This window comes from Sphingopyxis sp. H053 (genome assembly GCF_001468225.1).
In the GTDB taxonomy this organism is placed as follows: Bacteria; Pseudomonadota; Alphaproteobacteria; order Sphingomonadales; family Sphingomonadaceae; genus Sphingopyxis.
Genome location: NZ_LNRU01000014.1, coordinates 40,558 through 59,087, shown reverse-complemented (window position 1 = coordinate 59,087; position 18,530 = coordinate 40,558). Strand labels below are relative to the sequence as shown.

Below are 18,530 nucleotides of genomic sequence, written 5' to 3'. Positions count from 1 at the left end.
CAGCGTTACGCCGTCGGAGGCTTCCGGCGGCGCTTTCGCGTGTCTGGAGGCCGCATGATTCGGCAGAGTGTGATCTTCGACGTCGGCCGCGTCCTGTTCGACTGGGACCTGCGCTATCTCTTCGCCAAGCTGATCGCCGACAAGGACCAGCTCGAATGGTTCGTGACGAATGTCGTCACGCCGCAGTGGCATTTCCAGCACGACGCCGGCCGCCCTCTCGCCGAGATGGTGCCCGAACGGAAAGCCGAATTTCCCGATCATGCGCTGCTGATCGATGCCTATGCGACGCGCTTCAACGAGACGATCCCTGCGCCGATGCCCGGCAGCCTCGAGCTCGTCGAACGCCTCGACGCCGCGGGCGTGCCGCTGTTTGCGATCACCAACTTCGGCCATGAATTCTGGGAAGCTTTCCGCCCGACCCAGCCGGTCTTCGATCGCTTCGGCGATATCATCGTGTCGGGGACCGAGAAATTGATGAAGCCTGACCCGGCGATCTACCGCCTCGCGATCGAGCGATTCGGTATCGACCCCGCGGGTGCGCTGTTCATCGACGACAATGCGGCAAATGTCGCGGGTGCCGAATCGGTTGGCATTGCCGCCCATCGCTTTGAGGATGCGGTGACGCTGGAGGCCGAATTGATAGCGCGCGGATATTTGCCGGTCTGATGAGCAGGGCGGACCGCCTCGAGCGCCTCGACACCCGTCGTCTCGAGCTGGAGGCCGAATATGAGGCCGTCCTGCTAGACGCGTTGCGCCGGGTTGCTGCCGGCTCATGGGGCTTGTTTGGCCACACCAAGGATCGCGCGGCGCACGCCAAATGGGAACCCGTCGTTATGGACCTGTGCGACCGGGGCGAAGAAATCGATCAAGTGCGCGATCAACTGGGCTTGCAGCCCTTCGCGCTGCACGAAGAATTCGAGGCGTCTCGCGGACCCGTCGCATCGAACGCGCCGGGGGAACCCAAGCAGGCGAAGGCATGGCTCGAGCGACTGGGCAAGGACGCCTAGGCGCTTACGCATCATCCAAAAACATCGTCATTCCCGCGAAAGCGGGAACCCAGCGAGCAACCGTCTGAGCTGGGTTCCCGCTTTCACGGAATGACGACGTTTGTGATTATTTCTCCACCCCCAGCTGCGTCAGCACGAACGCAAACTCCTCGGCATCCTCGCGCAGCGCGCCCCAGCGGCCCGACTTGCCGGCATGGCCGGCGCCCATGTTGGTGCGCAGAAGCAGCGTCGCGTCGTTGGTCCGCGTCGCGCGCAGCTTCGCGACCCATTTGGCGGGTTCCCAATAGGTCACGCGCGGATCATTTAGCCCCGCCGACACGAGCATCGGCGGATAGGCCTTTGCGGTCACATTGTCGTAAGGGCTGTAGCTCAGCATATAGTCGAACGCCGCCTTGTCGGTGATCGGGTTGCCCCATTCGGGCCATTCCCCCGGCGTCAGCGGCAGCGTTTCGTCGACCATCGTGTTGATCACATCGACGAAGGGCACGCCCGCGAGCACCGCGCCCCACAATTCGGGCGCCTGATTATAGACCGCGCCCATCACCTGCCCGCCCGCCGAGCGGCCTTCGATCGAAATCTTGCCCGCGCTCGTATATTTCGCCGCGATCAGGCCCTTGGCGACGTCGATAAAGTCGTTGAACGTATTCTTGCGCTCGGTCGTCTTGCCCGCGAGATACCAGGCGCGGCCGAGGTCGTCGCCGCCGCGGACATGCGCGATCGCATAGATCATCCCGCGATCGACAAGGCTCAAACGCGTCGTCGAAAAGCCCGGCGGGACGCGGTAGCCGTACGAGCCATAGACATAGAGGTGCATCGGCGCGCTGCCGTCGCGCGGCGTGCCCTTCTTGTAGACGAGCGAGACCGGCACCGGCGTGCCGTCGCGCGAAGGCATGTTCACCAATTCGGTTACATAGTCATCATGATTATAACCGGATGGAATTTCCTGCACCTTCAGCGTCTCGAGCTTGCCGCTCGCCAGATCATAGTCGAACACCGTGTCGGGGGTGACCATCGATTCATAATCGAGGCGCAGCTTGTCCTGATGATATTCGGGATTGTCACCGAGCCCCGCCACATAGGTCGACTCGGGGAACTGGATCCGGCCGGGGGTCAGCGGCGCGTCATATTGGCGGATATCGACCTGATCGACGCCCTTCTCGCGCGTTTCGAGTACGAAATAGTCGCGGAAGACCGAAAGCCCGGTGATGTAGCTCGCATCCGATCCGGGGATCAGCGTCTTCCACGTTCCCGGCGCCTTGATGTCGGCGGTCGCGACGCGGAAATTGGGATGCTCGTCGTTGGTGTAGACATAGAGCGTGCCGTTCCGCTCATCGACGCTATATTCGCGGCCCTTCTTGCGCGCCGACACGAGCTGCATCTTCGCTTCGGGATTGTCGGCGGGGAGCAGGTAAACCTCGCTCGTCTCGTTATCGCCCGTCGCGATCACGATATAATTGTCGGCGGCGGTCTTGCCGATGCCGACGCCGAAACCGATGTCGGCTTCCTTATAGAGCAATTTGTCCGCGCTCACCGGGGTACCCAGCTTGTGCAGCCGGACATTGTCGGTGCGCCAATTCTCGTTCGCGAGCCCATAGAGCAAAGCGTCATTCTTTGCGGTCCAAACCAGCGACGACAGGGTGCCGGGGATCACGTCGGGCAGCATTTCGCCGGTATCGAGATTGCGGATACGCACCTCGAACCGTTCGGAGCCATTGTCGTCGAACGAATAGGCCATCAGCTTGCCGTTCGGGCTGACCGACACCTCGGCAAGGCGGAAATATTCCTTGCCCGCGGCCATCGCTACTTCGTCGAGGATCAGGATCGCGTCCCCGCCCGCGGCGGGTTTACGATACCATTTCTTATATTCGGCGCCCTCTTCAAATTCGACCCAATAGACCCAGTCGCCGTCCTTCTGCGGCACGCTCGAATCGGCTTCCTTGATCCGACCCTTCATCTCCTGGAAGATCGTTTCGACGAGCGCCGCATGCGGCTTCATCGCGGCGTCGAAATAGGCATTCTCGGCCTTCACATAGTCGAGCACATCCTTGTCATCGATCACCGGATAGCTCTCGTCCTTCAGCCAGTGATACGGGTCGGAGAGTTTTTTGCCGTGCAGCGTCACTTCGTGCGGGCGCTTTTCCGCGACCGGGGCGGCGGGCAGGGCAGGGGTCGGGCTGGTCAATGCGGCATCTTTCTCTTTGGCGAACAGGGCAGGCGATGCGACAAGCGGGGTGGCAATTGCTGCCAGAAACATCCAAATAGCGCGCATCGAAAAATCCCCCGCGGTGTCGCCCGATTGGGCGGGATCGCCTACGATGTAGGAACAAGGAAGCGACCATGTCCAGCCCCGTCCCCCAATCGGTCTATGCAGAGCGCCTCGCCCGCGTCCGCGCCGAACTTGCCGCGCGCGGTCTCGACGGCTTCGTCGTGCCGATCAGCGACGAGCATATGAGCGAGTACGTCGGCGACTATGCGCAGCGCATGGCGTGGCTGACGGGCTTCGGCGGTTCGGCCGGCACCGCGGCGGTGCTGCCCGCAAAGGCCGCGGTGTTCGTCGACGGGCGCTATACGGTGCAGGTGCGCGATCAGGTCGATGGCGCGCTGTTCGACTATGTCGGCGTGCCGCAGTCGAGCGTCGCCGAATGGCTCGGCGCCAACGTCAGCGCCGGGCAGAAGATCGGTTTCGACCCCTGGCTCCACGGCATCGACTGGGCGCGCGGGCTGGGCAAGGCGCTCGCCGACAAGGGCGCGCAGCTCGTCGCGGTCGACGCCAACCCGCTCGACGCCGCGTGGGACGACCGGCCCGCGCCGAGCGCCGCCGCAGTGACGGTCTATGACACCAAACTCGCCGGGCAGGCGGCGACCGACAAGCGCGCCGTGATCGCCGACTGGCTGAAGGCCAGGGGGCTCGACACGACGGTGATGACCGCGCTCGATTCGGTCGCGTGGACTTTCAACATCCGCGGATCGGACGTCAGCCACACGCCCGTCGGGCTCGCCTTCGCATTGCTCCACGCCGACGCGACCGCCGACCTGTTCATCGCGCCCGAGAAGGTCACCGACGCGGTGCGCGCGCATCTGGGCAACAGCGTGCGCGTCCACGACCGCGACGCGTTCGAAGCCGCGCTCGCCGATCTCAAGGACAAGAAGGTCGCAGTCGATCCCGACCGCGCGGTCGCGGCGATCTTTGCTGCGCTCGAGGCGGCGGGCGCGAAGATCGAACGCCACCGCGATCCCGCGGTGCTGCCCAAGGCGATCAAGAACGACACCGAGCTGAACGGCACGCGCGCCGCGCACGTCCGCGACGGCGTCGCGGTGTCGCGCTTCCTGCAATGGATGGAGGATGTCGCGCCGCAGGGCGGGCTCGACGAACTCGGCGCCGCGGCGAAGCTGCGCGAATTTCGCGACCAGAATGGCGCGCTTGTCGATCTGAGCTTCGACACCATCTCGGCGGCGGGTCCGAACGGCGCGCTGCCGCATTACAAGGTCGACGCGACGACGAACCGCGCGATCGAGACGGGCACGCTCTATCTCGTCGATTCGGGCGGGCAGTACGCCGACGGCACGACCGACATCACGCGCACGATCGCGATCGGCGCGCCGACCGCCGAAATGCGCCGCCGCTTCACGCAGGTGCTGAAGGGGCATATCGCGCTCGCGACCGCGCGCTTCCCCAAGGGGACGCGCGGCAGCCAGCTCGACATTCTTGCGCGCCAATATCTGTGGGCCGACGGGGTCGATTATGCCCACGGCACCGGCCACGGCGTCGGCGCTTATCTGGCGGTCCACGAAGGCCCGCAGCGTATCGCCAAGCCGTCGGGCGGGCAGGCGGGGACCGAGGAGGCGCTCCACGCGGGCATGATCCTCTCGAACGAGCCCGGCTATTACAAGGCGGGCGCGTTCGGCATCCGCATCGAAAATCTGGTGATCGTGGTGCCGCAGAGCATCGACGGCGCCGAAGAGGATATGCTGGGGTTCGAGACGATCACCTTCGCCCCGATCGCGCAGAACCTCATCGACGCCGCGCTGCTGTCGGGCGCCGAGGCCGACTGGCTCGACGCCTATCACGCCGCGGTGTTCGAAAAACTCGCGCCCGGGATGGCCGGCGACGACCGGGGCTGGCTCGAAGCCGCGTGCGCGCCGCTCGACCGCGCCCCCGCCGCGCTCGCGGCTTGATCGCCACATGACCGACCTTCGCAGCGACGTGCCGCTCGCCGATTTCCGTGTGCAGGAGCGTGTCCGCGTCCGTTTCAACGAGATCGACGGCCAGAATATCGTCTTCAACGCCAATTATCTCGTCTACGCCGACATCGGCGTGACCGAATATTTCCGGGCGCTCGGCGAGGGGCAGCCCGGACCCTATTTTCACCAATATGGTACAGATATTCACGAGACGCATTGCGAGATCGACTATCATGCGCCCGCGCGGCTCGACGAACTGATCACGATCGCGGCGCGAATCAATCGCTTCGGGCGGACGAGCTTCACGGTTCATTGCGGGATTTTCCGCGAAAATGAGCGGCTCACCGATATCGAGATCAGCTACGCCCATCTCGACACCGACAGCGGGACGCCGACGCCGCTGCCGGGCAGCTTCATTGCCGAAGTCAGGCGATTCGAAGCAAGGACGCCCGTACAGGACTGATTCGCGATCGCCCGATTCGAACCGGATCGTATTTCTCGACTAAAAAAGTCAGGTTTTTAGCCCGAAAATGGGCAAAAAAAAGGGCCACCCGAAGGTGGCCCGTGAAAGTTTTGGGAGAGGATGCCTAAAAGGCATGCTCATATTGCACTGCACCAAAAATGTTGCAACTGCGAAATGGACATCTGCTATTGCATTTTTTGCAATCGAGAACGCTCCCATTCTTCATCTGACGCAATCCCTCGCGCGCGTCGCTTCCCCTCGCAAATTGCCGCGACATCGCCTAAATTGGGCCAATGGGAATGTTCAACAAAGTGGATGTCGGCGGCGGCCTGTCCGATTTCTGGGCCTATATCCGCGAACCGCGCCCGCATCGCTGGGCGATCTGGGGTGTCGCGCTGGCGCTGACCTGGCTGATTTTCACCGGGGTCGAGAAATATCTGATCCCTTATGAAAAGCCGAAAGAGCAGATCATCTATTTCGAAAACTGGACCGCGAACCGCAGCGCCGCCGAGATCCGCGCCGACTGGGTTGCGCGCGCCAAGGAAACGACGCTGCACAACGCCCAGAAGCGCGCCGAATATCAGCGTTTCGCCGACAGCCTCGGCATCGAATATGATTCGGCCGAGGCGGACAAGGTGACGCGCGAGACGCTGGGCGAAGAGGCGGCGGCCGCGGCGAAGAAAAAGCCCGAGCCGGTGGCGACGCGCTCGACGCTCGCCGAACGCGCGGCGCGCGGCGCGCAGCCCAAAGCCGCCGACTGACCATATGCAGCGCGGCCCCGCCGATGCCGACTGGATGGCGGTCGCCATCGCGCTCTCGCGGCGCGGCCGCCCGGCGTCGGCACCCAACCCCAATGTCGGCTGTCTGATCGTCCGGCAGGGCAAGGTTCTCGCGCGCGGCTGGACCCAGCCCGGCGGACGGCCGCATGCCGAGGCGGCAGCGCTCGCGGCGGCTGGCGACGCGGCGCGGGGCGCGACCGCTTATGTCACGCTCGAGCCGTGCGCCCACGCAAGTCCGCGCGGGCCGGCGTGCAGCGATTCGCTGATCGCCGCGGGCGTTGCGCGCGTCGTGATCGCGGCGCAGGACCCCGATCCGCGCACCAACGGCAAGGGCATCGCGCGGTTGCAGGCGGCGGGGATCGAGGTCGTCTTCAACGTCCTTCCCGCCGCAGCGCGCGCCGCGATGGCGCCCTGGTGGACGCGGCACACCGAAGGGCGCCCGTTCGTGACACTCAAGCTCGCGACCTCGCTCGACGGCTGTATCGCCCGCGCCGACGGGTCGAGTCGCTGGATCACCGGCGAACGTGCCCGCGCGCACGGCCATCTCGAACGCGCGCAGCATCAGGCGATCCTCGTCGGACGCGGGACGCTTGAAGCCGACGCACCGAAACTCGACGTGCGGCTGCCGGGGCTCGAAGGCCGCAGCCCCCGCAAATTCCTGCTCACCCGCGGCAAAGCGCCCGAAGGCTGGACCGCCGTCGCCTCGCCCGAAGCGGTGGGCGACGTCGATTCGTTGCTCGTCGAGGGCGGCGCCGGCGCGGCGTCGGCCTTCCTCGCCGCCGACCGCGTCGACCGGCTTCTGCTCTATCGCGCGCCGATCCTGATCGGCGGCGGCAAGCCCGCGCTCGGCGACATCGGGCTGACCGATCTTGCCGATGCGCACGGCCGCTGGCGCCTTACCGACAGCCGCCTGCTTGGCAGCGACCGGCTCGACGTCTACGAGCGCGTCAGAGAAGGATAACGCACCCCATGTTCACCGGCATCATCACCGACATCGGCACCATCCGCAGCCGTGAGGACCGCGGCGATACGCGGCTCGTAATCGACACCGCCTATGATGTCGGCAGCATCGATATCGGCGCGTCGATCGCCTGCTCGGGCGCGTGCCTCACCGTCGTCGAAAAGGGCGTTGACGACGGCAGCAACGGACCCGGCGGCTGGTTCGCGATCGACGCGAGCGGCGAAACCCTCGCGCGCACCGCGCCGGGGATGTGGGACCAGGGGCGCCGCCTCAACCTCGAACGCGCGCTCAAGATCGGCGACGAGCTTGGCGGGCATATCGTCACCGGGCATGTCGATGATATCGGGCGCATCGTGTCGGTCGAACCCGTCGGCGACAGCGTGACGGTCACCGTCGCCGCGCCCGCATCGCTCGCGCCGCATATCGCGCCCAAGGGTTCGATCACCGTCGACGGCGTGTCGCTGACCGTCAACGAAGTGACCGACCAGCCGGACGGCGAGGCGCATTTCACGCTCAACATCATCCCGCACACGCAGGAGATGACGACGCTGAACGAGGCCGCGGCGGGGCGCCCGGTCAATCTCGAGATCGATATTCTCGCGCGCTATCTCGCGCGGATGCAGGCGCGGGGATAAGGGGCGCCGCAAACGGGGAAGGAAGGTCCGCTATGGTAACGGCGATACGGGGTTCCTGTTTGTGCGGCGAAATCCGTTTCGAAATCGACGGAAAAATTGGCCCCGCCGGCCAATGTCACTGCTCCAAATGCCGCAAGGTATCGGGCACGGACGGCAATGCCGTCTTCTATGCGTCGGCCGCCGGTTTCCGCTGGCTGGCGGGCGAGGATTTGATCGAGCGTTTCGCCGTTCCCGATGGCGGCGGCTGGACGTCGCATTTCTGCCGGCGATGCGGCAGTCCGGCGCCGCTGAGTGACGCGAACGGCAAGTTTTTCTTCGTCCCGGCGGGCCTGCTCGACGACGATCCGGGCTTTCGCGGCTATGCGGCCCATATTTTCGTTGGATCGAAGGCGCCCTGGGTTTGTATCGCCGATTCCGCGCCGCAATATGAAGCGGGCTTTGATTCGGCACCGATCGACCGCAGCTAACCCTCGACCCAGCCCGCCGCCAGCTCGGGATCGGCGGCGATCATCGACCGCCGCATCGCGAGCCGCCCGATGCGCAGCAGCTCGGCCTTGCGCCGCGCGGGCGCAAGGTTGCAACTCGCCGCTTCGCGTACGACCGCCGCGCCATAACGGTCGGCGACGATCAGCCCCGATGTTTCGCGGCGATAGCCCTCGGTCTCGAGGATCGCGGGGTCGAGCCCCGACGCGAGCGCCCAGTAAAAACGGTCGCACCAGTCGCAATAGTCGGGCCATTTGCCGTCGCCGTGCAGGTCGGCGCGGCTTACCTTGATTTCGACGATGGTGATCTGGCCCTTGGCGTCGATCGCGGTGAGGTCGGTGCGCCGCCCGTTGGGCAGCGGCACCTCGGGGATCGCGACCAGCCCCGCCTGCGCGAACAGCCGGCATACGCCGCGCGCGACATCCGCGGCGGTGATCATATCCGTCATCGCTTAAAGTCCGTCCTCAGAACGGAACGTCGTCGTCCAGATCGTCGTCGAACGGCGGGCGTCCGCCGCCGCTCGAACCGCCGCCAAAGCCGCCGCCGGACGATCCGCCCGACGAACCGCCGCCGCCCTGGTTCCAGCCGCCGCCCGAGCCACCGCCCGACGATCCGCCGCTCCATTCGTCACCGCCGCCGCTGCCGCCACGCGAGCCACCGCCGCCCGGCGCACCGTCGAGCATGGTCAGCGTGCCGCCCATGCCGGCGATCACGATCTCGGTCGTATATTTGTCGTTGCCGTCGCGGTCCTGCCATTTGCGGGTGCGCAGCGAGCCTTCGATGTAAACCTTCGAGCCTTTTTTCAGATAACGCTCGACGACGCCGATCAGCCCTTCGCCGTTGATCACGACCTGGTGCCACTCGGTGCGCTCCTTGCGCTCGCCGGTCATCCGGTCCTTCCACTGCTCGGACGTCGCGATGCGGAGATTCGCGACCTTGCCGCCGTTCTGGAACGACTTGATTTCCGGGTCGGCACCGAGGTTGCCGATCAAAATTACCTTGTTGACGCTGCCAGCCATTGCCGCTCCGCTCCGCTAGAAAATGTGGAGGATCAGCCTAGTCCAAAGGCGACGGCTGTCCAGTAAGTGATTCCGGCAGCGGCATAGGCGAGCAGGAACAAATAGCCAACCATGAACATGGGCCATTTCCACCCATTGGTCTCGCGGCGGGTGATCGCGATCGTTGAAATGCACTGCGGCGCAAAGACGAACCAGGCGAGGAAGGCGAGTGCGGTCGCGAGGCTCCACTTGCCCTGCAATCGTTCGCCCAGCGACTGCGCCATCGCCTCTTCGTCGCCGCTGGCGTCGATCGCGTTGGCGGTCGCCATCGCCGACACCGCGACCTCGCGCGCCGCCATTGCGGGGATCAGCGCGAGCGCGATATCATGGTTGAAGCCGATCGGCTTGACGACGACCTCCAGCCCGCTCGCGATGCGCCCGGCGACACTATATTCGACCTGGCTTTCGCCCTCGGGTGCCTGCGGGAAGGTAAGCAACAGCCACAGTATGACGGTGGTCATCGCGATGATCGTGCCCGCGCGGCGGAGGAAGATCCACGCGCGCTGCCACAGGCCGATCGCGATGTCGCGCCAGCGCGGCATCTGGTATCGCGGCATTTCCATCATAAAGCCGGCGCCCGCACCCTTTGCCACCGTGCGGCGCAGGACATAGGCGACGACGAGCGCGCCGACGATCCCCGACAGATAGAGACCGAAGAGCACCAACCCCTGCAGCCCCACCGGCGATCCGCCGACATTGGTGTTGGGGATGAAGGCGGCGATGATCAGCGCATAGACGGGAAGCCGCGCCGAACAGGTCATCAGCGGCGCGATCAATATCGTCGTCAGCCGGTCCTTTTCGTCGGGGATCGCGCGCGTCGCCATGATGCCGGGGACCGCGCAGGCGAAACTCGACAGCAGCGGGATGAAACCGCGCCCCGACAATCCGACCTTGCCCATCAGCCCGTCCATCAGGAAGGCGGCGCGCGTCATATAGCCCGATGCTTCCAAAAGCAGGATGAAGAGGAAGAGGATCAGGATCTGCGGCAGGAAGACGACGACCGCGCCGACGCCGGCGAGCAGGCCTTCGACGACCAGCCCGCGCAGGAAATTGTCGGGGAAGGTCGCGACGACCCATTGCTGAACCACGCCGATCCCGCCTTCGAGGAAGTCCGCAGGGGCCTCGGCGGCGGCATAGACCGCCTGGAACATCACGAACATCAGCGCGAGCAGGATGATCATCCCGGCGACCGGATGCAGCACGACATTGTCGACGCGCTGTGTCCAGCGGCGCACCGGCGTTTCGCTGAGGATCGCGGCGCGCGCGAGCGTGCGGGCGCGCTGGTGGAGCGACGCGTCATTGGCTTTGGCGGGCACGGCGACTTCGCCCGCGCTGTGCGACCGGATCGCGCCATCGACGGCGGCGAGCAGTTCGGCCATCCCGCGCTTGCGCACCGCGACGGTGGGGACGACCGGGACGCCCAGCTCCTTCGACAGGCGTTCGGCGTCGAGCGTCAGCCCGTCGCGGGTCGCGAGGTCGACCATGTTGAGCGCGACGACGGTGGGCAGGTTCAGCGCGAGCAACTCGAGCGCGAAGCTGAGATGATTGTCGAGGTTCGCTGCGTCGAGCACGACGATCAGCGCGTCGGGGCGCTTCTCGCCGTCCTGCCTGCCGAGCACGACGTCGCGGGTGACGGCTTCGTCAAGGCTCGCGGGGGTCAGGCTGTACGTGCCGGGCAGGTCGATCAGCGAGATCGGGCGGCCGTCGGCAAAGCTCGCGTGCCCCGCCTTTCGCTCGACGGTGACGCCGGGGTAGTTGGCGATTTTTTGCCGCGCGCCGGTCAGCGCGTTGAACAGGCTCGACTTGCCGGCGTTGGGATTGCCGACGAGCGCGATCGAGGGAATCGCGCCGGTCATGCGACGGGCTCGATTTCGATCGCCGCAGCCTGCCGCGCGCGGATGATCACCTTCATGCGTCCGACGATGAGCGCGAGCGGATCGCGCGAGAAGATGCTGCCGCGGTGGAGCGGGGTGACTTCGCATCCTTCCATCAGGCCGAATTCGCGCAGGCGGCGCCCCTCGTCCTCGGACATCGCAGTCCAATCGATGCGGGCGATCCGCACCGCAACACCCAGCGGCGCACGATCCAGCACATTTTCGAGCAAAGCAGTCATTTGCGAGCGATTATCAATAACAATCGCCGAGCGCCAGTCCTTTATCGAAACGCGTCACCGCCCCGGGTAACGCAGCCGCCCGACGAAGCGCGCGAGGCTCGGCCGTTCGATGCTGCGCGCGGCGCGGCGGTGCTTCCAGCTTTCGAAACGCATCACCTGGTCGATACGGCGTGCGAGGAAGGCGCGCGTATCGGCCAGATCCTCGCTTTCGTCGCTCAGGAACACCGCCATCGTCGAACCATAGACGGCGCCAAGGATCGCGCGCTTGCTATAGTGATTATAGTCGGTCGCGGTGTCGCCCGCGAGCCGCCACATATGGTCGGCGGCGCGCCAGCCGAGCTTGGCGGCGTGCGGTGCATTGGTCGGCAGCGCGAGCAGCGCCAGTGCGCGGCGCAGCGATTCGCGATGCGGCGCGAGCAGATCGATACGCGTCTCGACGAGAGTGGTGATGCGCTCGCGAATCTTCAGCGTCGCGAGCTTCTCGGCGGGCCAGCGCGCTTCCATCGCCGCGTCGATATCGGCGAACCAGGCGTCGACCATGTCGCGGCCGCCGCCGGGAAAGGCGAGGCGTGCGACATCGGTGTCGATGCCGACGCGCGCCGCGGCATCGGCGAGCGCGGCGTCGCCAAAACCGTCGAACGCCGCCGATGCCGCAATCAGCGGCGCCAGCGCGGCGCGAATCTCGTCGAGGGTCGGGTCGGCGGGAAAGATCGAAGCCATAGCTTCAGATAGGCCGCGCCGCGCGGTTCGGCAACCGGATCAGCACCAGCGCCGCGCCGACCATCATCCCGCCGAAAATGTCGATCGCCGACAGCGTCTCGCCGAACCCGATCCAGCCGGTGAGCGCGGCGAAGGCGGGCTGGATCAGCAGCGTCAGCCCGATCACCAGCGGCGAGAAGCGCGGCAGCGACCAGATCATCAGCCCCTGCCCGATAACCTGGCTTACCAATGCGAGCAGGATCAGCGGGGTCCAGTTATGCGGCATCACCGTTTCGCCGAGCGCAAGCGCGGTGCCGAGCAGGATGGGAACGCAGACCGCCGAGGCGATGGCGAGCGCAGACCACGGTGCGAGCGTATCGCGCACCCGCTGCATCAGGATGACATAGACCGTATAGAGCACCCCCGCGAGCAGGCTGAGCAGGTCACCGACGAGATAGTCGGGTGACAGTTCGTAACTCTGCCCCATCAACAGCGCCGATCCGGCGAAGGCGAGCAGGATTGCCGCCGCCTGCCAGCCGCGCGGCATTTCGCGGGTCAGGAAGATCGTCCAGAGGACGAGCAGCAGGCTGGCGCAATTGCCGAACAGGGTCGCGTTGGCGACTTTCGTCTGCAGGATGCCGAGGTGCCAGGCGGCGAGGTCGAGCGCGAAGAAGATGCCCGCCGCCGCGGCGATCAGCAGCGCGGGGCGCGGCGGCATCCGTCCGCCCGTTTCGCGCCATGCGAAGATCAGCAGCAGCGGCAGCGCGAGCGTCATCCGCCAGAAGGCCGAGGCGGTGGGGCCCACGCCGTCGGCTTCGGCCATCCGCACGAGCATCGCGCCGAGCGACAGCGCGATATTGCCGCCGAGCAGCGCGGCAAAGGCCCAGCGTCCGGCTCCAACGCCGGCGACCGATTCGCTGTCGATGCTGTCCATCTTCGCTGTCATTTAGATTTTCTTTTGATACTTACCATTGTGCCGGCGCCGCGGCGTCCATAGCTTCGCGGGCCATAGCGGCGACCAGTGGGGTCGCCCATGAAAAAAGTGCGACGTGGAGGAAAGATGACTCTATCCCTGTTCGATCCGATCAAATTGGGCGCCATCGAAGCGCCGAACCGCATCATCATGGCGCCGCTGACGCGCGGCCGCGCCGGGCCGGGTTTCGTGCCGAACGAACTTGCGCGCGACTATTATCGCCAGCGCGCGTCGGCGGGGCTGATCATTTCCGAAGCCACCGGCATTTCGCAAGAGGGTCTCGGCTGGCCGAGCGCGCCGGGCCTGTGGACCGACGCGCAGGTCGAAGGCTGGAAGCCGGTGACCGACGCCGTGCATGAAGCGGGCGGGCGCATCGTCGCGCAGCTCTGGCACATGGGCCGCGTCGTCCATTCGGTGTTCAACGACGGCAAGCCGCCGGTTTCGGCGTCGGCGACGCAGGCGCCGGGCAAGGCGCACACCCCCGTCGGCCGGATGGAATATGAGGTTGCGCGCCCGCTCGAACTCGCCGAAATCCCGCGCGTGATCGCCGATTATGTCAAGGCCGCCGAAAATGCGAAGCGCGCCGGCTTCGACGGCGTCCAGCTCCACGGCGCGAACGGCTATCTGATCGACCAGTTCCTGCGCGACGGCAGCAACCTGCGCGACGATGATTATGGCGGCCCGATCGAGAATCGCATCCGTTTGCTCCGCGAAGTCACCGAGGCGCTGATCTCGGTCTGGGGTGCCGACCGCGTGGGCGTGCGCCTGTCGCCCAATGGCGACACACAAGGCGTCGACGACAGCGCCCCCGAACGGCTGTTCCCGATCGCAGCGGCGGCGCTCGACGCACTCGGCATTGCCTTCCTCGAACTGCGCGAACCCGGTCCCGACGGCACCTTCGGGCGCACCGACGTTCCGAAGCAGTCGCCGTCGATCCGCGCCGCGTTCAAGGGACCGCTGATCCTCAACAGCGACTATGACGTCGCGCTGGCCGAGGCCGCGCTGGCGAGCGGCACCGCCGACGCGGTCGCGTTCGGCCGCCCCTTTATCGGCAACCCCGATCTGGTCGAGCGCATCCGGAACGGCGCTGAATGGGCCGCCGACAATCCGCAGACCTGGTATTCGCCGGGGCCGGTCGGCTACACCGACTATCCTGCGCTGCAAACGGCGTAAGATGTCCATGGCCCGGGCGGCTCGGTGCCGTCCGGATCATCCCTTTTCGGCAATCGCCTTGTCGACGATCCCGGCGCCGATCGGCCCGAGAACATTGCCGCCGAAGCGGAACAGCACGAACGCGCCGGCGAAGAGTAGCAATGGCTCGATGAAGCCCACGACGATTGCCGCGATAACGAGCGCGACGAACAGCGTGGCGAAGCCGTTACTCAATGCCTGCTGACCCTTGGGCCCCAGTTCGATCGTGCGCGGTCCTTTGGCGTCCCACCATTTGCCCGTAACAATCGTCTTGCGGGTGCTTCCGGCTTGTGGCGCCGGACGGCTCGCGATCTGCGCGGGCTCGGGGTTGGATTTCAGCGCGGGCCGGTCATTCGGCTGCGGATTCTTCCATGGCCGCTTGTTGCGCTCGGCGACAGCCGCCGCCACGCGGTCCCTGCCGCTGTTCGCCCCTGGCATCGCCTTCTGCTGCGCCGGCGCGGGCCGCGCGCTCAGCCCCGATTCGGTGCGCGCCGCGGCGGACATATCGGGGACGGCGCTTGTCTTCGCCGGCCGAATCGGCTCGACCCCCATCTTGCGGTCGTGAAGATCCATGCGCTCGGCCGCGCTCAGCGGGGTCTGTCCGGTTTCCCTGTCGATCACCACCAGCCGACCGCCGCGCTCGACGACGGAAAAACGGCTGGGAGGCGGGCGATCAACCAATGCCGAATTGTTCCTTCAGCGCGAGCATGGCGAGCGCGGCCTTCGCCGCTTCGCCGCCCTTGTCCTTGCGCGTCTTGTCGGCGCGCGCAAGCGCCTGTTCCTCATTCTCGACGGTGAGGATGCCGTTGCCGATCGCGAGCCCGTCGAGCGTCAACGCCATGATGCCGCGCGCGCTTTCGTTCGACACGACCTCGAAATGATAGGTCTCGCCGCGGATCACGACGCCGAGCGCGACATAGGCGTCGTAGCGCCCGCTATCGGCGGCGAGCGAGATCGCCGCGGGCACTTCCAATGCCCCGGGGACGGTCACCGTGTCATGGCTGTGCCCCTCGGCGTCGAGCGCGCTGCGCACGCCGTCGAGCAGCATGTCGTTGAGGTGAGAATAAAAGCGGGCTTCGACGATCAGAACATGTGCCATGACGGCCTCCTTAGGTGGATGGGGGAAGATGCGAAAGCAGCAAAAGCAATGCCCCTGCGGCAATCAGGATGGCGGCCGTCAGACTGTGCGGCGTGATGCGCTCTTTCATGGCGATCCACGCTATCACTATGCTGACCAGGATACATGTTTCGCGCAGCGCGCTGACGACGGCAACGGGCGCGTATCGCAGAGCGACAAGCGTCGAGCCGAAGCTGACGATAGCGAGCGAGCCCGCCGCCAGGCCCAGCCGCAGATTGTTCCGCATGCGCTTGGCGGCGGCGGGTCCCGCCGACGCCCGGAACTGGATCACCAGCGCTATCCCGGTCGCGAAGAAGAACCAGCAGAGAAAGGGCAGAATACCCTCGCTCGCCCGCATTCCGCCCGCATCGACGATCGTATAGGCGGCGGTCAGGGTTCCTGCCGTCAGTGCGGCGACAAGCCCGGCGGTCCCGATACGACCGCCGGCTGATAGCGATAATATCCCGGCACAGATCGCAGCGACTCCGGCAATCTCCCCGAAACCGGGAATTTCGCTGAACAACAATGCGCCGCCGACCGTTGCGATGAGCGGCGCCGTTCCGCGCGCGATCGGAAAGGCTACCGAAAAATCGTTAAGCGTATAGGAGCGCGTCAACACCAGCGAATAGACGCTGTGCAGGGCGACCGCTCCGCCAAGCCACGGCAGCATAGCCGGAGTGGGCAAGCCGGTGAACATCAGCGGAATGGCGGCGGCGCCAGCCCATGTTGCGCCGCACAGCGCGCGAACCGCTGCTTGATCCTCGCCCGATTTTAACAGGGCGTGAGAGGAAGCGGTGGTCAGTGCGGCGACAAGCGCGAAGCCGATGCCCAGCGACTGGCTCAATGCCCGATCACGCCTCTCCGGGGATGGGGCGTTCGCCGACGACCGACAGGCCATAGCCTTCGAGTCCGACGATATTGCTGTGGGTGGGGGTGAGCAGTTCCATCGCATGGACGCCAAGGTCGGCGAGGATCTGCGCGCCGATCCCGTAAGTGCGCAGGTCCATGCCGCCGGTCGGCGCCGGGAGGGCATCGGCCTCGGCCGACCCGGGAAGCGGACGCATCAGCATCACGATCACACCCGCGCCGGCTTCGCCGATCGCATCCATCGAACGCTGCAGGCGGCGCTTCTTCGGTCCGGGGCGGCCCATGATATCGTCGAAGATCGACACCGGGTGCATACGCACCAGCGTCACCCCCTCGGGGTCGATCGCGCCCTTCTGGAGCACGAGATTGACCGTGCCGTCGATCTTGTTGCGATAGGATTTGAGGCGCCAGTCGCCACCATAGTCCGATTCGAACGGGTCGTCGGACACGCATTCGACCAGCCGGTCGTTGCGGTGGCGATAGGCGATCAGGTCGGCGATCGTCCCGATCTTGAGCCCGTGGCGGCGCGCAAAGGGGATGAGGTCGTCGAGCCGCGCCATCGTGCCGTCGTCGTTCATGATTTCGCAGATCACGCCCGAGGGGTTGAGCCCCGCCAGCCGGCTGATGTCGACCGCCGCCTCGGTGTGGCCGGCGCGCACGAGCACGCCGCCATCGCGTGCGATCAGCGGGAAGATATGGCCCGGGGTGACGATGTCGTCGCGGGTCTTGCCGGCGTCGATCGCGACCGAAACGGTGCGCGCACGGTCGCCCGCCGAAATGCCGGTGGTCACCCCCTCGCGCGCCTCGATCGAGGTGGTGAAGGCGGTTTCGTGCCGCGTGCCGTTGTTGCGGCTCATCAGTTCGAGCCCGAGCTGGTCGACACGCTCGCGGGTCAGCGTCAGGCAGACGAGACCGCGGCCGTGAGTGACCATGAAGTTGATCGCATCGGGGGTTGCCATCTGCGCCGGGATGACAAGGTCGCCTTCATTCTCGCGATCCTCGTCGTCGACGAGGATGAACATGCGGCCGTTGCGCGCCTCGGCGATGATTTCCTCTGGCGTAGCCATCGGCGACAGGTCGCTGCCGTTCGCGAGCCAGTTTTCGAGCTTGCGCAGCGTTTCGGCGGTGGGGTTCCAGCCGGGCGAATCGAGGTCGCGCAAACTGTTGGCGTGGAGGCCCGCGGCACGGGCGAGACCCGAACGGGACATGGTCCCGTCGTCGACGATGGCGCGGATGCGATCGATGAGCTGTGTAGACATGATCGCCATGTCTCACATCATAATGTGATTGTCAATCCAGATATCACATTACATTGATCAATTGGGCCCGAACTTCGGGCCGAGGTCGCGGATCGGGCCATCGGGCTTGGCGTCGAGCAGCGCGACAATCTGTCCCGTGCGGTCGTCGCGCTTGGCATAGGCGCGCGCCGACATGCCGGCGACATGGTCGGCCTTGTCGGGGTTGGCGCCGCGCTTGACGAGCAGGCGCACCATGCCGACATTCTTCGACTGCACCGCCAGGATCAGCGCGGTTTCGCCGCGCCGGTTGGCCTGGTCGACGGGCGCCTTTTCCTTGAGCAGCTCTTCGGCGCCGTCGGTGAAATTGATTAGTGCGGCGTGCATCAGCGGGGTTACGCCCTGGCGATCGCCGATCGAGGGATCGGCGTCCTTGGCGAGCAGGAAGCGCAGCCAGCTGATGTCGCGGCGTTTGGTGACGATGATCAGCGCGGTTTGGCCGGTGTCGGGATTGCGCGTGTTGATGAACGACGGATCGTCCTTCAGTGCCTCGGTCGCCTTGGTCCCGTCGCGGTTTTCGACCGCCTGCAAAAAGGCATAGCCGCCGCGGAACTGCGCCTGCGCGGGGCTGAGCAACAGACCCGTCGCGGCGACCAGCGCGGCGAGGAAAGCGGCGAAGCGGAATTCCGCACGGCGAAACATGATCGGCGACCCCTGGGGCAATTTGTCCGCCGCTGACGCGACGACAAAGGTTGATTTTCCGAGGC

Annotated in this window: 21 protein-coding genes; 9 read left to right on the top strand and 12 right to left on the bottom strand. The window is 65.8% G+C overall.

The genetic code is table 11. From position 1 onward, the window contains the following. The first annotated feature begins 54 nt into the window (after positions 1 to 54). Together ATE70_RS21200 and ATE70_RS21195 are read left to right on the top strand one after the other, a co-directional pair. Positions 55 to 666, top strand: coding sequence for an HAD family hydrolase (locus ATE70_RS21200; protein ID WP_058539547.1), 612 nt, complete (start codon positions 55 to 57; stop codon positions 664 to 666). Then, the gene (locus ATE70_RS21195) at positions 666 to 1,007 is read left to right on the top strand and encodes a hypothetical protein (RefSeq protein ID WP_058539546.1); all 342 of its coding nucleotides are present in this window, start codon (positions 666 to 668) and stop codon (positions 1,005 to 1,007) included. The genes ATE70_RS21200 and ATE70_RS21195 overlap by 1 nt, the downstream gene beginning before the upstream one ends. A gap of 106 nt (positions 1,008 to 1,113) precedes the next feature. On the opposite strand, the gene ATE70_RS21190 is transcribed toward ATE70_RS21195, so the two are convergent. After that, entirely contained in the window at positions 1,114 to 3,276 is a 2,163-nt protein-coding gene (locus tag ATE70_RS21190; RefSeq protein ID WP_231732721.1) for a S9 family peptidase, read from the bottom strand. 68 nt (positions 3,277 to 3,344) lie between these two features. Here ATE70_RS21190 and ATE70_RS21185 point away from each other — a divergent pair, with 68 nt between their 5' ends. The 6 genes from ATE70_RS21185 to ATE70_RS21160 all read left to right on the top strand — a co-directional run bounded on the left by ATE70_RS21185 (position 3,345) and on the right by ATE70_RS21160 (position 8,494). Next, the gene (locus ATE70_RS21185; protein WP_058539545.1) at positions 3,345 to 5,183 is read left to right on the top strand and encodes an aminopeptidase P family protein; all 1,839 of its coding nucleotides are present in this window, start codon (positions 3,345 to 3,347) and stop codon (positions 5,181 to 5,183) included. 7 nt (positions 5,184 to 5,190) lie between these two features. After that, positions 5,191 to 5,652, top strand: coding sequence for an acyl-CoA thioesterase (locus ATE70_RS21180; protein ID WP_058539544.1), 462 nt, complete (start codon positions 5,191 to 5,193; stop codon positions 5,650 to 5,652). Between the two features lie 299 nt (positions 5,653 to 5,951). Next, positions 5,952 to 6,413 (top strand): hypothetical protein, encoded by a 462-nt coding sequence (locus ATE70_RS21175; protein WP_231732720.1) that lies wholly within the window; start codon positions 5,952 to 5,954, stop codon positions 6,411 to 6,413. A 34-nt stretch (positions 6,414 to 6,447) separates the two neighbouring features. After that, complete coding sequence (gene ribD, locus ATE70_RS21170; protein ID WP_058539595.1) at positions 6,448 to 7,392, top strand: bifunctional diaminohydroxyphosphoribosylaminopyrimidine deaminase/5-amino-6-(5-phosphoribosylamino)uracil reductase RibD; 945 nt, start codon at positions 6,448 to 6,450, stop codon at positions 7,390 to 7,392. 8 nt (positions 7,393 to 7,400) lie between these two features. Continuing rightward, positions 7,401 to 8,027 carry a riboflavin synthase gene (locus tag ATE70_RS21165; protein WP_058539542.1) on the top strand — a complete coding sequence of 209 codons (627 nt, stop codon included), beginning with the start codon at positions 7,401 to 7,403 and terminating at the stop codon, positions 8,025 to 8,027. Between the two features lie 32 nt (positions 8,028 to 8,059). Next, on the top strand, positions 8,060 to 8,494 hold the full coding sequence (locus ATE70_RS21160; RefSeq protein ID WP_082639966.1) for a GFA family protein: 435 nt from the start codon (positions 8,060 to 8,062) through the stop codon (positions 8,492 to 8,494). On the opposite strand, the gene ATE70_RS21155 is transcribed toward ATE70_RS21160, so the two are convergent. Genes ATE70_RS21155 through ATE70_RS21130 form a run of 6 tightly spaced genes read right to left on the bottom strand, consistent with a single transcriptional unit; the run spans position 8,491 to position 13,326 of the window. After that, positions 8,491 to 8,958: an MmcB family DNA repair protein gene (locus tag ATE70_RS21155; protein ID WP_058539540.1), complete on the bottom strand. Its 468-nt coding sequence runs from the start codon at positions 8,956 to 8,958 to the stop codon at positions 8,491 to 8,493. The genes ATE70_RS21160 and ATE70_RS21155 overlap by 4 nt on opposite strands. A 16-nt stretch (positions 8,959 to 8,974) precedes the next feature. Continuing rightward, positions 8,975 to 9,529, bottom strand: a complete 555-nt coding sequence (gene ssb, locus ATE70_RS21150; protein WP_058539539.1) for a single-stranded DNA-binding protein — start codon at positions 9,527 to 9,529, stop codon at positions 8,975 to 8,977. Positions 9,530 to 9,561: 32 nt separating this feature from the next. Continuing rightward, positions 9,562 to 11,424, bottom strand: coding sequence for a ferrous iron transporter B (gene feoB / locus ATE70_RS21145; protein ID WP_058539538.1), 1,863 nt, complete (start codon positions 11,422 to 11,424; stop codon positions 9,562 to 9,564). Further along, the gene (locus tag ATE70_RS21140) at positions 11,421 to 11,681 is read right to left on the bottom strand and encodes a FeoA family protein (RefSeq protein WP_058539537.1); all 261 of its coding nucleotides are present in this window, start codon (positions 11,679 to 11,681) and stop codon (positions 11,421 to 11,423) included. The genes feoB and ATE70_RS21140 overlap by 4 nt, the downstream gene beginning before the upstream one ends. 54 nt (positions 11,682 to 11,735) lie before the next feature. Next, entirely contained in the window at positions 11,736 to 12,401 is a 666-nt protein-coding gene (locus tag ATE70_RS21135; protein ID WP_058539536.1) for a COQ9 family protein, read from the bottom strand. A 4-nt stretch (positions 12,402 to 12,405) separates the two neighbouring features. Continuing rightward, a complete protein-coding gene (locus ATE70_RS21130) occupies positions 12,406 to 13,326 on the bottom strand; it encodes a DMT family transporter (RefSeq protein ID WP_231732719.1) in 921 nt (306 codons plus the stop codon). 114 nt (positions 13,327 to 13,440) lie between these two features. On the opposite strand from ATE70_RS21130, the gene ATE70_RS21125 reads away from it, so the two are divergent. Beyond that, positions 13,441 to 14,526 carry an alkene reductase gene (locus ATE70_RS21125; RefSeq protein WP_058539535.1) on the top strand — a complete coding sequence of 362 codons (1,086 nt, stop codon included), beginning with the start codon at positions 13,441 to 13,443 and terminating at the stop codon, positions 14,524 to 14,526. A 36-nt stretch (positions 14,527 to 14,562) separates the two neighbouring features. On the opposite strand, the gene ATE70_RS21120 is transcribed toward ATE70_RS21125, so the two are convergent. The 5 genes from ATE70_RS21120 to ATE70_RS21100 are packed head-to-tail and all read right to left on the bottom strand — an operon-like array spanning position 14,563 to position 18,465. Then, a complete protein-coding gene (locus tag ATE70_RS21120; protein ID WP_058539534.1) occupies positions 14,563 to 15,225 on the bottom strand; it encodes a hypothetical protein in 663 nt (220 codons plus the stop codon). Next, positions 15,218 to 15,643 carry a 6,7-dimethyl-8-ribityllumazine synthase gene (gene ribH, locus ATE70_RS21115; protein ID WP_058539533.1) on the bottom strand — a complete coding sequence of 142 codons (426 nt, stop codon included), beginning with the start codon at positions 15,641 to 15,643 and terminating at the stop codon, positions 15,218 to 15,220. Before ribH ends, ATE70_RS21120 begins: the two co-directional genes overlap by 8 nt. A gap of 10 nt (positions 15,644 to 15,653) precedes the next feature. Further along, a complete protein-coding gene (locus ATE70_RS21110; protein ID WP_058539532.1) occupies positions 15,654 to 16,505 on the bottom strand; it encodes an EamA family transporter in 852 nt (283 codons plus the stop codon). Positions 16,506 to 16,512: 7 nt separating this feature from the next. Continuing rightward, positions 16,513 to 17,787, bottom strand: coding sequence for a 3,4-dihydroxy-2-butanone-4-phosphate synthase (gene ribB / locus ATE70_RS21105; RefSeq protein ID WP_058539593.1), 1,275 nt, complete (start codon positions 17,785 to 17,787; stop codon positions 16,513 to 16,515). 57 nt (positions 17,788 to 17,844) lie between these two features. Then, positions 17,845 to 18,465, bottom strand: a complete 621-nt coding sequence (locus tag ATE70_RS21100; RefSeq protein WP_058539592.1) for an ankyrin repeat domain-containing protein — start codon at positions 18,463 to 18,465, stop codon at positions 17,845 to 17,847. Positions 18,466 to 18,530: the final 65 nt, after the last annotated feature.

Excerpts from the sequence above, each read along its gene's own strand:
- ATE70_RS21200 (WP_058539547.1), top strand. The coding sequence starts at position 55 with ATGATTCGGCAGAGTGTGATCTTCGACGTCGGCCGCGTCCTGTTCGAC.
- ATE70_RS21195 (WP_058539546.1), top strand. The coding sequence starts at position 666 with ATGAGCAGGGCGGACCGCCTCGAGCGCCTCGACACCCGTCGTCTCGAG.
- ATE70_RS21190 (WP_231732721.1), bottom strand. The coding sequence starts at position 3,276 with ATGCGCGCTATTTGGATGTTTCTGGCAGCAATTGCCACCCCGCTTGTC.
- ATE70_RS21185 (WP_058539545.1), top strand. The coding sequence starts at position 3,345 with ATGTCCAGCCCCGTCCCCCAATCGGTCTATGCAGAGCGCCTCGCCCGC.
- ATE70_RS21180 (WP_058539544.1), top strand. The coding sequence starts at position 5,191 with ATGACCGACCTTCGCAGCGACGTGCCGCTCGCCGATTTCCGTGTGCAG.
- ATE70_RS21175 (WP_231732720.1), top strand. The coding sequence starts at position 5,952 with ATGTTCAACAAAGTGGATGTCGGCGGCGGCCTGTCCGATTTCTGGGCC.
- ribD (WP_058539595.1), top strand. The coding sequence starts at position 6,448 with ATGGCGGTCGCCATCGCGCTCTCGCGGCGCGGCCGCCCGGCGTCGGCA.
- ATE70_RS21165 (WP_058539542.1), top strand. The coding sequence starts at position 7,401 with ATGTTCACCGGCATCATCACCGACATCGGCACCATCCGCAGCCGTGAG.
- ATE70_RS21160 (WP_082639966.1), top strand. The coding sequence starts at position 8,060 with ATGGTAACGGCGATACGGGGTTCCTGTTTGTGCGGCGAAATCCGTTTC.
- ATE70_RS21155 (WP_058539540.1), bottom strand. The coding sequence starts at position 8,958 with ATGACGGATATGATCACCGCCGCGGATGTCGCGCGCGGCGTATGCCGG.
- ssb (WP_058539539.1), bottom strand. The coding sequence starts at position 9,529 with ATGGCTGGCAGCGTCAACAAGGTAATTTTGATCGGCAACCTCGGTGCC.
- feoB (WP_058539538.1), bottom strand. The coding sequence starts at position 11,424 with ATGACCGGCGCGATTCCCTCGATCGCGCTCGTCGGCAATCCCAACGCC.
- ATE70_RS21140 (WP_058539537.1), bottom strand. The coding sequence starts at position 11,681 with ATGACTGCTTTGCTCGAAAATGTGCTGGATCGTGCGCCGCTGGGTGTT.
- ATE70_RS21135 (WP_058539536.1), bottom strand. The coding sequence starts at position 12,401 with ATGGCTTCGATCTTTCCCGCCGACCCGACCCTCGACGAGATTCGCGCC.
- ATE70_RS21130 (WP_231732719.1), bottom strand. The coding sequence starts at position 13,326 with ATGACAGCGAAGATGGACAGCATCGACAGCGAATCGGTCGCCGGCGTT.
- ATE70_RS21125 (WP_058539535.1), top strand. The coding sequence starts at position 13,441 with ATGACTCTATCCCTGTTCGATCCGATCAAATTGGGCGCCATCGAAGCG.
- ribH (WP_058539533.1), bottom strand. The coding sequence starts at position 15,643 with ATGGCACATGTTCTGATCGTCGAAGCCCGCTTTTATTCTCACCTCAAC.
- ribB (WP_058539593.1), bottom strand. The coding sequence starts at position 17,787 with ATGTCTACACAGCTCATCGATCGCATCCGCGCCATCGTCGACGACGGG.
- ATE70_RS21100 (WP_058539592.1), bottom strand. The coding sequence starts at position 18,465 with ATGTTTCGCCGTGCGGAATTCCGCTTCGCCGCTTTCCTCGCCGCGCTG.